The following is a 14,504-nucleotide window of genomic DNA, read 5'->3' on the forward strand; positions in this document are numbered from 1 at the left end:
ACTTGAAACTTGTATTCCCAAGAAAAGGGCGCGATCTTGATCCCAACGATCCTTGAGCGAGACGCCGTGACCCACATCCTCGTGGTGGAGGACGAGCCCTCCCTCTGCCAGCTCCTCGTCAACAATCTGGGCTTCGAAGGCTATTCCGTCGAGGCGGTGGGCGATGGCCTGCCCGCCCTGGCGGCCCACGCGGCCCACCGGGCGGATCTCATCGTGCTGGACCTGATGCTGCCCCAGCTCGATGGCTTCGAGGTCCTCCGGATCCTACGGGAGGGCAAGGACGAGGTGCCGGTCCTCATGCTCACCGCCCGGGGGGAGGAGACGGACCGGGTGCAGGGCCTGAGCCTGGGGGCCGACGACTACCTGGTGAAGCCCTTCTCGGTGCTCGAGCTCATGGCCCGCGTGAAGGCCATCCTCCGCCGGACCCGTCCGCTGGACCGCCCGCCCCTGCTGCGGTCGGGGCCCTTCCGCTTCGACCTCCCGCGCCTGGACGCCCGGCGGGACGGGAAGCCGCTGGAGCTCACGCCCCGGGAATTCCGTCTGCTGGAGATCCTCATCACCCACGCCGGCCGGACCCACAGCCGCAAGGAGCTGCTGCAGCTGGCCTGGGAGCGGGACGCCCGGCCCAGCGCCCGCACCGTGGATGTCCACATCGCCAACCTGCGCCGCAAGCTGGGCGAGGAACAGGGCGCCCCCTGGATCGCCACCGTGGGCGGCGAGGGCTACCGCTGGGTCACGCCGGTGGCCACGGAACCCGGAGAAGGTCCGTCCGGCAAGTAGGAAGACCGGGCCCAGGCAGGGCCCAAGGGGGGCTCAGGTAGACTGGTCCTTCGCCACCGAGGCCCGATGATCCCCTGGAATCCCCATAGCTGGCAGCGCTTCCCCGCGATGCAGCAGCCGACCTACACCGACCCTTCGGAACTCGAAGGCGTGCTCGCGCGCCTTCGCCGCATGCCCCCCCTGGTGGTGCCCCAGGAGGTGGACCGGCTCCGCGGCCTGCTGGCCGAGGCCGCGGCGGGCCGACGCTTCCTGCTCCAGGGCGGCGACTGCGCCGAGCAGTTCAAGGACTGCCTCCCCGAGGCCATCGAAGGCAAGCTGCGGGTGCTGCTCCAGATGTCGGTGGCCCTCACCCATGGCGGGCGCAAGCCCGTGGTGCGGGTGGGCCGCATCGCCGGCCAGTTCGCCAAGCCCCGCAGCAAGCCCACCGAGCTGGTGCGCGGCCGCGAGCTGCCCAGCTACCGGGGCGACCTCATCAACGGCCTGGAGGCCGACGAGGCGGCCCGGCGGCCCGACCCGGGCCGCATGCTCGAGGCCTACTTCCACGCCTCCGCCACGCTGAACCATCTGCGGGCCCTCACGGCGGGGGGCTTTGCGGACCTGCACCACCCCGAGCGCTGGGAGCTGCCGGGCGGCACCGGCGAGGTGCCCGCCTACCGCCGCACCCTCGACCAGGTGCGCGAATCCCTCGATTTCCTGGAGGCCCTGGGCGGCGTGCAGCGGGAGGTGCTGGAGCGCATCGACTTCTTCACCAGCCATGAGGCCCTGCTGCTGCCCTATGAGGAGGCCCTCACCCGCTGGATCGGGGAGGCCTCCGCCTACTACAACCTCGGCGCCCACACGCTCTGGGTGGGCGAGCGCACCCGCCAGCTGGACGGCGCGCATCTGGAATACCTGCGGGGCATCCGCAACCCCATCGGCGTGAAGGTGGGACCCAGCGCCACGCCGGACCACCTGGTGGCGCTCCTGGATCACCTCGATCCCCAGCGGGAGCCCGGCCGCATCACCCTCATCTCGCGCTTCGGCGCGACGAAGATCCAGGCGGCCCTCCCCCCCCTGCTGAAAGCGGTCCAGGGCACGGATCACCCCGTGCTGTGGAGCTGCGACCCCATGCACGGCAACGGCGCCGAGAGCGCCACGGGACTGAAGACGAGGGACTTCGGCGCCATCCTCTCGGAGCTCCGTCAGGCCTTCGAGATCCACCGGGCCGCCGGCTCGCACCTGGGCGGCGTCCACATCGAGCTCACGGGCGAGGCCGTCACCGAGTGTACCGGCGGCAGCGAGGGGCTGTCCGAAGCCGACCTCGCCAAAGCCTACGAAACGGGCTGCGATCCCCGCCTCAACGGCACGCAGAGCCTCGAGATGGCCTTCCTCATCGCCGCGATGATGCGGGGCTGATCCAGGGCTGATCCAGGTCGATGCGCCTCAACCCCGGAAGCGCGCGCAGGGTCCAACGGTCATCCTGGAGCCCCCATGCGGCACGCCCTGATCAGCCTTTGCCTCTTGGCATTCGCCGCTTGCGGCGGTGGCGGAACCTCCGCTACGCCCCTGGCCCCCGCCTCGGCGGGGGATCCTTGGGGGGCCGCCACCGCAGCCATCCAGGCCGCCCAACCCCAATTTCCCGCCGGACTCTGCGTGGAGGTCGCGACCCCTGCGGGCGTCGTGTATTCCCGCAGCTTCGGCGGGTTCACCAACCAGGACTCGGTGCTGGTCGCCTCCGGTTCCAAGTGGGTCAGCAGCACCGTCATCCTGCGCCTCGTGAATGCCGGCGCCTTCGCCCATGGCCTTGACACCCAGGCCAAGGAGCTCCTGGTCGACGCCAACGGGAAGCCCTGGACCGGAAACATGGGCGACATCACCCTGCGGCAGCTGCTCAGCTTCACCTCCGGCATCAGTGGGGACGACGCGGCTTCCGACAACCTGTTCATCACTCTCGACGAGGCCGTGCGGCAGATCTATGCCGATTTCGCCGCCACCGCCTCCCGGCCGGGCAGCTATTTCTACTACGGCAGCACTCACCTGCGCATCGCCGCACGCATGGCCGAAGTCGCCACTGGCAAGTCCTGGTCGCAGCTCTTCGCCGAGCAGCTCCACGACCCCATGGGCTGGGCGGGGACCAGCATCTACAGCAACAACGGCCCCAATCCGAATCCGGCGGGCGGGCTGAAGTGCACGGGCCTGGAATACATGCGGTTCCTGATGATGCAGCTGCGCAATGGGATGGACGGAACGCACCTCTTCCTTCCCTCACCGCTGATCGTGGCCCAGCGCACCGACGGGTACGGTCCCGCCACCACGCTGGCCTACAGCCCCTTCCAGGAGGCGGCGGGATGGACCTACCACTACGCCCTCGGCAACTGGCTGGAGACCAGCGATGGCACCGGCACTGGCACCGTCGTCCGCTACTCCAGCACCGGCACCTTCGGTTGGGGCCCCTGGGTGGCTGCGGACGGGAAGTACGGCGCGATCATCATGACCAAGCAGGCTCAGGGGCTAATCCTCCCCACCGAGCAACTCAAGGCCCAGCTAGACCCGCTCATCCGCACGGCCCTGGCGCAGAATCCGCCTGTGATCCGCGCCGTGCCCTGACCATCCTGCCCCGGCTACTGGACGGTCGGGTGGAGGCCGTCGGGTCCGCAGTGGAGGACCAGCACCTCGTGGGAAACGGTGATCTGGATGGGGCTCCCTGCCATCAGGTTCGGCAGCGGCTTCAGTCGCGGCAGGGGCAGCAGCAGGGCTTCGCCGGCATGCAACGCGGGGAGTTCCAGGTTCTCCCAGGCCTTCAGCGGGGCGCTGCGGCGAAGCCCCTCGGCCCTCAGCTCCAGGCTCCCGCCGGGCCATTCGTCCGACATCCAGGCGCCCAGGACCGCGCTTCCCGCCTCCTCCAGGGCCAGACAGAACCCGGCGATGCCGCCTCCGGCCAGGCCCACGGCCGCCAGGCCCGGCTGGGGCGGGCCGGACAGTTCCGCGCCCGGTCCCTTCACGCCGAAGCGATCGAGGCCCAGGCCGTCGGATCGGCGCAGCGCCGAGGGCCGGGGCAGACAGGGCAGCAGGTCCGCCGATTCCGGAAGCGGCGCCAGCGTCTCGGGCAGCGTACCGCGGCGCTCCCATTTCTCGGCGTAGGCCAGGGTCTGGCGCACCCGCGTCAGGGCCCGGGGCCCCCCCTCCAGCAGGCGGCGGAGGGACGAGGGGACGAGCGCCTCCGCCAGACGCTCGGGATCGGTCTCGCCCAGCTTGCGCAGCCGGATGGCCTCGATGCGGTTCAGGTCCGCCAGGCGGCCCGAGGCCAGCCGCGCCACGAGGGCCCGGCGTTCGACGGGGCCCTCGGCCCAGGCGGCGGTGCCGAGCAGCATCGCGGAGCCCTCAGTCCTGCGCCGCCAGCCACTCGCGGGTGGCGGGCGCCAGGGGCTTGGGACGCTGGGTGGCGAAGTCCAGCATCACCTGGACGGTCTTCCCTTCGGCGAACAGCTCGCCATCGAGTCCCTTGGTGAGGCGGTAGCTCAATTCAAAGGAGCTGTTCCCCACCTTGGTGCAGTGCAATTCCACCCGGACATCGTCGCCCAGCAGGATGGGCATGCGGTAGTCCACCTCGGCCCGGGCGATGAGGAAGCCCTCCTCCTGGAACTTGCGCCCCCCCAGGAAGGTGCGCCACCACTGGAACCGCGCCTGCTCCATGAAGCTCACCACCACGGCGTTGTTCACATGGCCCATGGCGTCCAGGTCGCTGAACCGCACCTCGATGGGATGGGAAAAGGGCATGGGGCCTCCAGTTCCTCCAACATAGCCGGATCCCGTGGCATCATGCGTCCCGATGCCCGCGCCCCTGCTCCTCGCCTACGATCCCGCCTGCACCCTCTGCTGCCGCATGGCCCTGTGGCTGGCCCGACGGGACCGGCGGGGAGCCCTGCTGGTGGTGTCGCTGAAGGACCCCGAGCTGCGGATCCTGGGGGCCGAGCTGGCCGGGCGCCCCCTGGAGCGGGAGATCCACGGCCTCGACCTGGGCACGCGGCAGGTCTGGGCCGGGGCCGACCTGCTCCACCCCATCGCCCGGCGCCTGCCGGGCTGGCGCTGGATCGCCCCGGTGTTCACCCTCCCCGGCCTGCCCCGGCTGCTGAACCGGATCTACCTGCGCTGGGCCGCCTGGCGCTTCCGCCGAACAGGAAGGCCGCCCTTCGCGTAGCCTTTTCCCATGACCTCCGACCGCCGCGCCCCCTGGGATCCCGACCGCCGCTGGGCCGATCCCCTGATCGCCCTCCTGGCCCTCCTCGCCATGCTGGCCGTGGGGTTCACGCTGCGGGTGCGGACGAGCGCCCTGCGCCGCCCCGCAGAGCGGGCCAGCCTCCAGGGCCGGATGCTGGAAGCGGTCCTGGCGGGCCCCCACCTCCTGACCGGCGCCAAGATCGCCCCCAAGGCCTGGACCCAGGCTCAGCATCAGCTCAAGGAGCCCTGGGACCGGGCCCTGCTCGCCGTACTCATGGCCGAACTGGGCGAGGCGGACCAGTCGGACCAGGCCCGCCGGCTGGCGGCCGCCCCCACCGGCGAGGCGGCCAAGCCCTTCCAGGGCGCCTTTGCCGCGGCCTATGGGACCGGCCCCCTGCCGGACCGCGCCAGCCGCGAAGGGATCCGGCGCCGCATGGGAAGCGGCTATGCAGCCGCACTGCTGGAAGCGAGGCTGCTGGATCGGGAAGCCCCCGGCACGGGCGCCGCGCTGCGGGCCGAGGCCCGGAGCGCCCTGCTGACCCGGTTGGGGGGCCTGGGGGCCCTGGGCCTGATGGTCTTTCTCCTCGGGGCCGGGGGCCTGGCCATGGGGCTCTACCTTTGGAGCGTGCGGAAGCAGCCGCCGGCGCGGCCCCTGCCCGCCTGGGAGCTCTCCGACCGCGCGGCGATCCTGATCCTGCTGGTCTGGTTCCTGGCCTTCTTCGTGGCGGGCAACCTGGCGGCCCTCCTGCTCCTACCCTGGCCCAGCCTGCGCTGGGCCGCCGTGCCCCTGGGAACCCTCCTCCACGCCGGAGTCGGCGTACGCCTCCTCTGCGCGGCCGAGGGCCTCCGCTTCCGCGAGCTGTGGCAGCGCGTGGCGCCGGGCCCGGTCCTGAAGAACCTGGGCTGGGCCGCGGCCTTCCTGGCCCTGGCCGTGACCCTGGTGCTGGCGGTGACGCTTCTCTCGGCCCCGATCCTGAAGCCGGACCAGAACCCTCAGCGGGACCTGCAGGAGCTGCTGCGGGGGCTTTCGGGCTGGGGCCCCGCCCTGACCATGTTCGCCGTGGTGGCCGGGCTGGCGCCCCTCTTCGAGGAACTGCTCTTCCGGGGGTTCCTCCTGCCCGTGCTGGCCCGCCGGGGCCGCGTCGGCATGGCCCTGCTGGTCTCCGCCCTGGTCTTCGGCGCCATCCACCTCCAGCCCACGGGCCTGCCCACCCTCGCCACCCTGGGTCTCGTGCTGGGCCTCGCCTTGCGCCACACGGGCAGCCTCTGGCCGCCCATCCTCGTCCACGCTTGCTGGAACGGGGGGATCTTCCTGCTGATGCGCGCCCTGGCCTAGGAGCCCGGCCGACCTCAGGACTTGAGCTGGAACCTCGACAGGGCCGGCGCCAGCCACCAGAAGACCTGGAGCAGCAGGAAGACCAGCGCGGCCCATTTCAGGACGCCGAGCCAATCCACCTCGTCGGGCTGGGGTTGGATCCGCGACCGCCGGCTGGAGAGGTAGGTCTCCACGGGATCCTCCGCCAGGGTGATCTTCACGGGCTGGGTCCCCCGGGGGGAGGCCTCGATGGGGTGCGCGCCGGTGTCCCCCATGCCCAGCTCGGCGATGCGGAAGCGGGCCGTGGAGACGCTGCTGGTGCTGTCCTCCTCGTGGCCCAGCAGGGCGAAGAGCCGCGCCCGCAGGCTGACGGGGCCTGGCAGCGTGTCGATCAGCTCTTCCATGAACTCGGGCAGCGAGGTGTAGCGATCCTCGGGATCCACGGACAGGGCGCGCTGGAACACGCCGGCCATGCGGGGGGACATGTCCGGTGGAATGGCCACGGGCTCCTGGAGGATGTGGATGATGATGGCGGTCAGGCCTTCGCCGGGATGGGGCAGCTGGCCCGTGAGCAGCTCGAAGGCCGTGGCGGCAAAGCTGTAGCGGTCCGAGGCCGGGGTGCCTTCGCTGCCCTTGAGCACTTCCGGCGGCGCGTAGGCCGGAGACCCCAGGAAGTCCCCGCTGGCGGTGAGGCGCAGGGCCAGCGTCTGGGCCAGGGCCTCGGTGCCCCCGCCCAGCAGGAGGGTGTCCTCCAGCGGCCCTTCGGGATCCAGGCTCATGTGGCCCATGCTGCGGGCGATGCCGAAGTCCATGAGCTTGGCGCGCCCCTCCTCGCTGAGCAGGATGTTGTCGGGTTTCACATCACGGTGGACGATGGCCCGGCGATGGGCGGCCCGCAGGGCGCGCATGGCCTGGATCAGCACCCTTGCGCTGGTTTCCAGGTCCAGGTCCTTGTCCTTGATGTGCCGGCCGAGGCTCTTGCCTTCCACATACTCCATGGTCAGGAAGGGCCCCAGGTCCTCCTCCACCCCCACATCGAACACCGTCACCAGGTTCGGGTGGTTCAGCTGGGCGCTGATCTCGGCCTCGCGGCGGAAGCGCAGCATGGCCTGGTGCCGGGCCGCGCCGGTGACGCGGACCACCTTGATGGCCACCCGGCGCTTCAGCAGGGGATCCTCGGCCAGGTAGACGGTCCCCATGCCACCCTGGCCGATGGGTCGCAGAATCTGGTACCGCCCGATGGTTCGTGGATCCGCCATGGAAGAGCCATTCTAACCGCGGGACCTGCTCCCAAAGGCGAGGTAGAATGGAGGATTCGACCATCTGGAGTCCCCATGGCCGCCCTTCTCGAAGCCATTGCCATCAAGCGGAAGATGTTCTTTGAACTCGAGGACACGCCCTTCCACTGCCTCGATGTGGAAATCTCCACCCCCACGGCCCGGGGCGGCCAGACCCTCGTCCGCATCAAGATGCGGAACCTGCTCACCCGCGCCGTCTTCGACAAGACCTTCAAGGCCGGAGACAAGTTCAAGGAACCCGACCTCGCCCTGGCCCCCGCCAGCTACCTCTACAGCGACGGCGACGGCTCCCACTTCATGGACCAGGAGACCTACGAGACCCACACCCTGGGCCCCGACCTCCTGGGGGACGCCCTCGACTACCTCACCGAGGGCCTCATCGTGCAGATCCAGAAGTTCAACGGGAACCCCATCGGCCTCCAGATGCCCACCCAGGTGGAGCTGGCCGTCACCTACACGGAACCCGGCGCCCGCGGCGACACGGCCAGCGGCAATGTCACCAAGCCCGCCAAGCTGGAAACCGGCATCGAGATCAAGGTGCCCCTCTTCATCAAGGAGGGCGAGAAGGTGAAGGTGAGTACCGAGACCGGCGAGTTTGCAGGCAGGGCATGAACCGGAAGTTCCGCCTCGGCCAGAGCCGCGAGGCTCAGGACATGGACCACCGGGAGGTCTACTCCCATGAGCGGGGGGGCGAGAGCAAGCGGCGCCAGCGCCAGGCCGAGCGGCTGGAGACCGGCATCGAGGCCCACGATGCCGATGCCCTGCTGCGGCTCCCCGATCCCGGCCCCTGGATGCACCTGCCCGAAGCCACCCTGATCCAGCGCCACAGCCAATGGGTCGACCTGGAACTGGAGGACCACAGCGTGCTGCGCGCCACCCTGGGCGGCAAGCTCAAGGGCGTGCGGCTCGTCTGCGGCGACCGGGTGCGCTATTCCACCATTCCGGTGGAACCGGACGACCCCCGGCTCCCCGCGCCCACCCTCCCCCGGGGCGAGGGCGGGTCCCCCGCCGCCCAGGTGGTGGCCGTGATGCCCCGGAAGACGCTGCTCAAGCGCGGCGGGATCGATGACCGCGAACCCTGGCAGCTCATCTGCGCCAATGCCGACGAACTCTGGATCTGCGCGGCGGTGGTGGATCCCCCCCTGCGGCCCGGCCTCCTGGAGCGGGCCCAGCTGCTCGCCCTCGACGCGGGGCTCACCTTCCGCGTGCTCGTCACCAAGCGGGACCGGGCCTCGAAAAAAGACACCCTGCCGGAGCTGGATCCCCTGCGTGAACAGGGCGTGGCCATCCACGAGACCGCGGCCCTCAAGGGCGAGGGGATCGAGCCGCTGCGGAAGCTCCTACAGCACAAGGTCGTGGTGCTGCTGGGCCACAGCGGGGTGGGCAAGAGCACCCTGGTGAACGCCCTCCACCCCGAGATGGCGCTGAAAACCGGCGGGCTCACCAAGTTCGGCACGGGCAAACAGACCACCACCTCCGCCCGCTGGCTCCCGCTGCAGTCGGGGGGGACGCTGGTGGACACCCCCGGAGTGCGCACCCTCAGCGTCCGGGGCCTCGACCGGACCCTCCTGGCCCAGGTCTTCACCGAGTTTCCCTCCGAGGTGCTGGAGGATCCCCTGGCCTTCGAGGCGGGGGACGACGCCACCCTCGAGGCCCTGAGTCTGGATTATCCCGAGCGCCTCCAGAGCCTCCAACGGCTTTGGCAGGAGATGGACGACCGGAACCCCAACCAGAATGTCTGGCGGTAGCCCGGCGGGCCCTCCCGCGCTCCGCACATGCGGGCTGTGACACTAATTACAACTGTAGGGATCCCAGGAAGGTCCGGATTGCCAGCACTCCAAGACCCGGGAACACTCGACAGATGACGGATCCATCAGGCGTGCGAGCTCCCCTGTCCGCCTCCTGGCGATCTCACCGTGGCGTACTGGCCTGCCTGATCCTCCTGCTGGCGGGGAACGCCGTCCTGCCCATGATCAACACCACCCATCCAGTGGCGCGGGTGCTGGACTACCTGGTGGCGTACGCCCTCGCCTTCCTGGCGGCGTGGCTCGCCTGGGCGAGGGCCCGACGCGAAGGCCCGGCCGCCTTCGGTCTGCTGGGGCTGGGCGCCGCCCTGGGCGGCCTGCACTACCTGCCGACCCAGCTGCACCTCCCCCAGGCTGCCCTCGCCGGTCCGGCGATCTCCATCCTCGGCCTGCTGGCGCTGGGGGCGGGGTTCCTGCGCTGGCCCCAGCAGATCCGCATGAAACGCGACCGGGCCCGGACCGTCCTCGACGGTGTGGCCATCGCCTTGTCGATGTTCACCGCGGCCTGGCTGGCCATGGGCTCCATGGCCTGGGTCGGCCGGCTGCCCCAGCGGGTGATGCTGATGTATGCCCTGCAGATCAGCGCCTCGCTCGGCGTCCTGGCGCTGTGGCTCCTGCAGGAAATCCGCCTCATGCTGCCCGAGCAGTCCCAGGCCAAGGGCTATGTGCGGGCGGCCCTGATCGCCCTCCTGTGCCACGGTTCGATCTCGGCGCTGCTGCGGGTCACGGGGCACTACCAGGGCTACACGGCCCATGGGTCCGAAGTGCTCCACCAGGCCGCCAACTTCCTCTTGGCCCTGGCGGCCCTCAGCCCGTCCTCCCCCGCCAAGCCCGAGGCAGCCAGGCGAGCCCCCTCGGCCCTGCAGGCGTTCATCCCCTCGGCCGTATCTCTGGCGGTGCTGCTCCTGGCGGCCTTCCAGATCCTCCGGCCCCACGCGGAACCCCAGCGGGCCCTGCTGGGCCTGGGCGTGGCCCTGCTCAGCGTCCTGATGCTGCGGCACGGGCTCCTGATCCTGGATCTCGAGCGGCTTTCACAGGACCTGGAAGGCCGCGTCGAAGAGCGCACCCGGAAACTCGAGGCCCACCACCACGAGGCCATGGGCGACCTGCGGATGCGCATGATGGCCGGGCTGGCGGCAGGACTCGCCCACGACCTGAACAACATCCTCGGCATCATCAGGCTCCGGGTGGATCTCCTGGAGGAGACCAGCACCCCGGTGCAGCGGGAGAACCTGGCCGTGCTGCGGGAGACCACGGAACGGGCCGCCACCATGACGCGGCGCATCCTCGCCTCCGGGCGGGCCCAGGACATCGCGCCCACGGCCTTCGATTTCACCGACTGGATGGAGTCCCGCGGGGCCCTGTTCCAGGCCCTCCTGCGACCGGACCAGACGCAGGATCTCCAGGTGTCGCGGGACCTGCATGTCTTCGCCGATCCCCAGTCCCTGGACCAGGTCTTCCAGAACCTGGTGACCAATGCCCGGGATGCCATGGGCCCGACCGGGAACCTCTGCATCCGTGCCCAGCACGGGCCGGGCTCGGTGCTGGTGGAGGTGCGGGACGACGGCCCGGGCATACCGCCCGAGCACCTGGCCCGGATGTTCGAGCCCTTCTTCACCACCAAGGCGAAGGGCACGGGCCTCGGCCTCGCCACCGTCCGCAACCTCGTGATCCAGAACCGGGGCAGCATCCGGATCGAAAGCCAGGTGGGCCAGGGCACCGCCTTCCTCCTCGAGCTGCCCGCCCCGGAACGGCTCCTGCTAGCCTGACCCCATGCAGGACCGCATGCAGAGCGAATCCAGGGCCCTCGGGCTCGTCTACGGGGCTGTCTTCGGCTCCCTGTTTCCCCTGTTCCACTTCGCGGCGCGGTCCTTCGCCCGGCGCGAGGCCGGCCACGCGACCGCCGATCAGATCGCCAACGCCTTCATGGCACTGCGCCCCAAGTACCTGGAGGCGATCCTCGGCAACACCGCCCAGGTGCTGGGCCTGCGGGCCACGCATCCGGCGGTGGAGCGCACCGCGCGGGAGATGGTCCGCCAGCACGCACGGGCCTGGGTGGACTTCTTCTTCTACGGACAGAGGCCCGTGGAGGAGGCCCTGGCCCAGTTCGCCAGCATCGAGGGGGCGGACCGCCTCGACGCGGCCAGGGCAGAGGGCCGCGGGGTCATCCTGCTCACGGCCCACGCGGGCAACTACGAACTGGGCGGGGTGCTGCTGCGGGCCCGGAACCTCAAGGTCCACGCGGTCTACAAGCCCGACCGCTTCGAGGCCGTGGAGCGCCTGCGGGAGAGCCTGCGCGCCCAGGGCGGCGTGGTGGGCATCCCCGTGGATGGCGTGGGCTTCTCCACCCTGCCCCTGGTGAAGCTCCTGCGGGAGGGGGCCCTGGTGGGCATGCAGGGGGACCGCGACTTCAGCCTGAACGGCGTGCCCATGCCCTTCTTCGGCCGGGAGGTGCCCTTCCCCCGGGGGCCCTGGGAACTGGCCGCCATGACGGGCGCGCCCATCATCACCAGCTTCTTCTTCACCGACGAAGACCGGCGCTTCCACGCCCGGTTCGGGGAACCCATCCACATCCGGGGCGGCCGCGGCGAGCGCATGGCGGAAATTGAAGCGGGGATGCGGGCTTATGTGGCGGGACTGGAAACCCTGATCCGCCAGCACCCGAGCCAGTGGTACTGCTTCTATCCCTTCTGGGACGACCCGGCCCGGGAAAAATCCCAGGCCTGACGGCGTGTCACCGGTCATAGGGGTTTAGACTTAATCTTTTGGCTGCCGGGATGCCCCGGTCCCCACAGGAGTCTCCCCCATGCGCGGCATTCTCACCATGTCCCTCGTGGCCGCAGCCACGCTCGCCTGCAATTCGAACAAGGGCTCGGCCCCCGTGGTGGCCGCCCCGACCCAGCCCCAGGCCGCAGCGCCCGCCGCCCCGGCCGGCCCCTCCATCACGGGCAAGCTGCTCGAGCGCATCGAGGCATCCCCCTACTGCTACCTGCGCATCCAGACCGCCCAGGGCGAGGTGTGGGCCGCGGTGCCCGAGGCCAAGATCGAGAAGGGCGCCGAGGTGACCGTCGTCAACGCCATGGTCATGAGGGACTTCGAATCCAAGACCCTGAAGAAGACCTTCACCGAGATCTTCTTCGGCACCCTGGCGCCGGCCGGCGGTGCGGCTCCGGCGGCTGCCCCCGCGCCCATGCCGGGCCAGGCCCAGGGCCAGCCCAATCCCCACGGCCAGCTGGCCCAGCCCGTCGAAGTGGGCAAGGTCGAGAAGGCCACCGGCGCGGATGCCCGCACCGTGGCTGAAGCCTGGGCCCAGAAGGGCAGCCTCAAGGAGAAGACGGTCACCATCCGCGGCAAGGTCGTGAAGTACAACGCCGGCGTCATGGGCAAGAACTGGATCCACCTCCAGGACGGCAGCGGCGAGGCCGCCAAGGGCACCCACGACATCACCTTCACCTCGGCGGAACAGGTCGCCAAGGGCGACACGGTCACGCTGCGCGGCACCCTCCGCACGGACAAGGATTTCGGCTCCGGCTACGCCTACGCCGTCATCGTGGAAGACGCGAAGGTCGTGAAGAAGTAGGGTCAGTCTTCAGCCTTCAGAAAAGAGCGGGCGTCTTCGGACGCCCGCACTTTTCTGCCTTCCGCGCTTTGGTCAGACGGCCGCGGGAACGGCGGCCAGGTCCTTGATCCAGGCGGGCACGGTGCGGACGCCCTTGGGGGCCTGCAGGGCCTTCTGGTAGCGGCGCAGCTCCCCGTCGTGGTTGACGATGAAGTCGCTCTCCTCGGCGTAGTTGGTGATGGGCAGCCAGGCCGTGGCCGAGCGGCCCAGGTCGGAGACCTCCACCTCCAGCGCCAGGCTGAAGGCCGCGGCCTTGAGGATCTGGCCCAGCAGGTCGGCTTCCTTGGTGCTGGTGAAGGCGGCGTCGTGCAGCATCACCACGGCCTTGACCTCGCCCCGCTGCACCTTGGCCAGGAGATCCTCGAGGGCGCCGAAGCGGAATCCCCGCTCGGTGAAGCCCCGGCGGTTCAGAATGCCGTCCGCGCTGGTCTGGTACTTGGGCAGCACCACGGAGATGGTCTTGTCCCCGCTGCCGTAGCGCAGGTCGGCGGAGGCGGCCAGTTCGCCCAGGCGCTGGGCCGCGTCGCAGCCGAAGGTGCCCTGGCCGATGACGGCCACGGGACCGGCAGCCTGGAGGCCCTCGCGGATGGCGTCGAGGCTGGCGGGCGCGCCCTTCAGCAGGGGCGAGGGGGCCTGGCCGGTGCGGTTGTAGTGGGCGTAGGCGTAGCGCTCTTCATCGCTGATGAAGTGGGTGGTGTCCTTCCCCTCCAGGGGCCGCGGCCGGAAGCGGTGGATCTGGTTGCCCTCGTGGTCGATCCAGATGGGGTTGCCCAGGGCCGAGTGGCGGCTGATGGAAGGTGCGCTCTTGAGGTACCAGACCCGCTTGCGGAAGCGGAAGTCGCGGCTGGTGAGCGCGCCCACGGGGCACAGGTCCACCACATTGCCGGCGTAGGGGTTCTGGTCCATGGATTTGCCGGTGTAGGTGGTGACTTCGAGGTGCGCGCCGCGCTGGGCCACGATGAGTTCGCCGCCGCCGCTGATCTCGCGGGTGAAGCGCACGCAGCGGGTGCAGTGGATGCAGCGGTTCTTGTCGATGACGATCTTGGCGCCCAGGTCCTCGTAGCGGTAGCGGCGCTTCACTTCGGCCATGCGGGAATCGCCGCTACCGTAGTCGTACGAGTAGTCCTGGAGCTTGCACTCGCCGGCCTGGTCGCAGATGGGGCAGTCGAGCGGGTGGTTGATGAGCAGGAACTCCATCACGCCGGCCCGGGCATCGGCCACGGCGGGCGAGTTGGTGAGCACCTCCATCACCACGGCCTCGGGATTGTCCTTGGGCGCGGGGGGCACCGTGGTGGTGCAGCTCGTGGCGAGCTTGGGCTGGCCCTTGATCTCGACGAGGCACATGCGGCAGGTGGCCACGGGGGTGAGGGCCGGGTGGTAGCAGTAGTGCGGGATGTCGATGCCCACCTTTCGGCAGGCATCCAGCACCAGGGTGCCGGGGTTCACGCTCAGTTCGACATCGTTGATCTTGATCGTCGGCATGGGCCCAC

At 70.1% G+C, this 14,504-nt stretch carries 14 protein-coding genes; 10 read left to right on the top strand and 4 right to left on the bottom strand.

Going from position 1 to position 14,504, the window contains the following annotated elements:
• The first annotated feature begins 66 nt into the window (after nucleotides 1–66).
• From QUD34_RS14225 to QUD34_RS14235, 3 genes are all read left to right on the top strand, one after another.
• Entirely contained in the window at nucleotides 67–780 is a 714-nt protein-coding gene (locus QUD34_RS14225) for a response regulator transcription factor (RefSeq protein WP_286354359.1), read from the top strand.
• A gap of 66 nt (nucleotides 781–846) precedes the next feature.
• Complete coding sequence (locus tag QUD34_RS14230) at nucleotides 847–2,175, top strand: class II 3-deoxy-7-phosphoheptulonate synthase (RefSeq protein ID WP_286354360.1); 1,329 nt, start codon at nucleotides 847–849, stop codon at nucleotides 2,173–2,175.
• Between the two features lie 75 nt (nucleotides 2,176–2,250).
• Entirely contained in the window at nucleotides 2,251–3,366 is a 1,116-nt protein-coding gene (locus QUD34_RS14235) for a serine hydrolase domain-containing protein (RefSeq protein WP_286354361.1), read from the top strand.
• A 14-nt stretch (nucleotides 3,367–3,380) separates the two neighbouring features.
• On the opposite strand, the gene QUD34_RS14240 is transcribed toward QUD34_RS14235, so the two are convergent.
• Together QUD34_RS14240 and QUD34_RS14245 are read right to left on the bottom strand one after the other, a co-directional pair.
• A complete protein-coding gene (locus QUD34_RS14240) occupies nucleotides 3,381–4,130 on the bottom strand; it encodes a hypothetical protein (RefSeq protein ID WP_286354362.1) in 750 nt (249 codons plus the stop codon).
• Nucleotides 4,131–4,140: 10 nt separating this feature from the next.
• Nucleotides 4,141–4,536, bottom strand: a complete 396-nt coding sequence (locus QUD34_RS14245) for an acyl-CoA thioesterase (RefSeq protein WP_286354363.1) — start codon at nucleotides 4,534–4,536, stop codon at nucleotides 4,141–4,143.
• A gap of 52 nt (nucleotides 4,537–4,588) precedes the next feature.
• On the opposite strand from QUD34_RS14245, the gene QUD34_RS14250 reads away from it, so the two are divergent.
• Entirely contained in the window at nucleotides 4,589–4,957 is a 369-nt protein-coding gene (locus QUD34_RS14250) for a thiol-disulfide oxidoreductase DCC family protein (RefSeq protein ID WP_286354364.1), read from the top strand.
• A 9-nt stretch (nucleotides 4,958–4,966) separates the two neighbouring features.
• A complete protein-coding gene (locus QUD34_RS14255) occupies nucleotides 4,967–6,313 on the top strand; it encodes a CPBP family intramembrane glutamic endopeptidase (protein WP_286354365.1) in 1,347 nt (448 codons plus the stop codon).
• A gap of 14 nt (nucleotides 6,314–6,327) precedes the next feature.
• On the opposite strand, the gene QUD34_RS14260 is transcribed toward QUD34_RS14255, so the two are convergent.
• Nucleotides 6,328–7,551, bottom strand: a complete 1,224-nt coding sequence (locus tag QUD34_RS14260) for a serine/threonine-protein kinase (RefSeq protein ID WP_286354366.1) — start codon at nucleotides 7,549–7,551, stop codon at nucleotides 6,328–6,330.
• A 75-nt stretch (nucleotides 7,552–7,626) separates the two neighbouring features.
• On the opposite strand from QUD34_RS14260, the gene efp reads away from it, so the two are divergent.
• The 5 genes from efp (at nucleotide 7,627) to QUD34_RS14285 (ending at nucleotide 12,975) form a co-directional block, all read left to right on the top strand.
• On the top strand, nucleotides 7,627–8,202 hold the full coding sequence (gene efp, locus QUD34_RS14265) for an elongation factor P (protein WP_286354367.1): 576 nt from the start codon (nucleotides 7,627–7,629) through the stop codon (nucleotides 8,200–8,202).
• Entirely contained in the window at nucleotides 8,199–9,338 is a 1,140-nt protein-coding gene (gene rsgA, locus QUD34_RS14270; protein WP_286354368.1) for a ribosome small subunit-dependent GTPase A, read from the top strand. Before efp ends, rsgA begins: the two co-directional genes overlap by 4 nt.
• Before the next feature lie 131 nt (nucleotides 9,339–9,469).
• Entirely contained in the window at nucleotides 9,470–11,164 is a 1,695-nt protein-coding gene (locus tag QUD34_RS14275) for a sensor histidine kinase (protein WP_286354369.1), read from the top strand.
• Nucleotides 11,165–11,180: 16 nt separating this feature from the next.
• Nucleotides 11,181–12,122, top strand: a complete 942-nt coding sequence (locus QUD34_RS14280) for a lysophospholipid acyltransferase family protein (protein ID WP_286354370.1) — start codon at nucleotides 11,181–11,183, stop codon at nucleotides 12,120–12,122.
• A gap of 79 nt (nucleotides 12,123–12,201) precedes the next feature.
• Nucleotides 12,202–12,975, top strand: coding sequence for a hypothetical protein (locus tag QUD34_RS14285; RefSeq protein ID WP_286354371.1), 774 nt, complete (start codon nucleotides 12,202–12,204; stop codon nucleotides 12,973–12,975).
• Between the two features lie 72 nt (nucleotides 12,976–13,047).
• Here the strand turns inward: QUD34_RS14285 and QUD34_RS14290 are convergent, their stop codons facing one another.
• Nucleotides 13,048–14,496 (bottom strand): NADH-quinone oxidoreductase subunit G, encoded by a 1,449-nt coding sequence (locus QUD34_RS14290; protein ID WP_286354372.1) that lies wholly within the window; start codon nucleotides 14,494–14,496, stop codon nucleotides 13,048–13,050.
• Nucleotides 14,497–14,504 lie beyond the last annotated feature (8 nt).

The sequence above is a fragment of the Geothrix oryzae genome (assembly GCF_030295385.1).
In the GTDB taxonomy this organism is placed as follows: domain Bacteria; phylum Acidobacteriota; class Holophagae; order Holophagales; family Holophagaceae; genus Geothrix; species Geothrix oryzae.

Excerpts from the sequence above, each read along its gene's own strand:
- QUD34_RS14230 (WP_286354360.1), top strand. The coding sequence starts at position 847 with ATGATCCCCTGGAATCCCCATAGCTGGCAGCGCTTCCCCGCGATGCAG.
- QUD34_RS14235 (WP_286354361.1), top strand. The coding sequence starts at position 2,251 with ATGCGGCACGCCCTGATCAGCCTTTGCCTCTTGGCATTCGCCGCTTGC.
- QUD34_RS14240 (WP_286354362.1), bottom strand. The coding sequence starts at position 4,130 with ATGCTGCTCGGCACCGCCGCCTGGGCCGAGGGCCCCGTCGAACGCCGG.
- QUD34_RS14245 (WP_286354363.1), bottom strand. The coding sequence starts at position 4,536 with ATGCCCTTTTCCCATCCCATCGAGGTGCGGTTCAGCGACCTGGACGCC.
- QUD34_RS14250 (WP_286354364.1), top strand. The coding sequence starts at position 4,589 with ATGCCCGCGCCCCTGCTCCTCGCCTACGATCCCGCCTGCACCCTCTGC.
- QUD34_RS14255 (WP_286354365.1), top strand. The coding sequence starts at position 4,967 with ATGACCTCCGACCGCCGCGCCCCCTGGGATCCCGACCGCCGCTGGGCC.
- QUD34_RS14260 (WP_286354366.1), bottom strand. The coding sequence starts at position 7,551 with ATGGCGGATCCACGAACCATCGGGCGGTACCAGATTCTGCGACCCATC.
- efp (WP_286354367.1), top strand. The coding sequence starts at position 7,627 with ATGGCCGCCCTTCTCGAAGCCATTGCCATCAAGCGGAAGATGTTCTTT.
- rsgA (WP_286354368.1), top strand. The coding sequence starts at position 8,199 with ATGAACCGGAAGTTCCGCCTCGGCCAGAGCCGCGAGGCTCAGGACATG.
- QUD34_RS14280 (WP_286354370.1), top strand. The coding sequence starts at position 11,181 with ATGCAGAGCGAATCCAGGGCCCTCGGGCTCGTCTACGGGGCTGTCTTC.
- QUD34_RS14285 (WP_286354371.1), top strand. The coding sequence starts at position 12,202 with ATGCGCGGCATTCTCACCATGTCCCTCGTGGCCGCAGCCACGCTCGCC.
- QUD34_RS14290 (WP_286354372.1), bottom strand. The coding sequence starts at position 14,496 with ATGCCGACGATCAAGATCAACGATGTCGAACTGAGCGTGAACCCCGGC.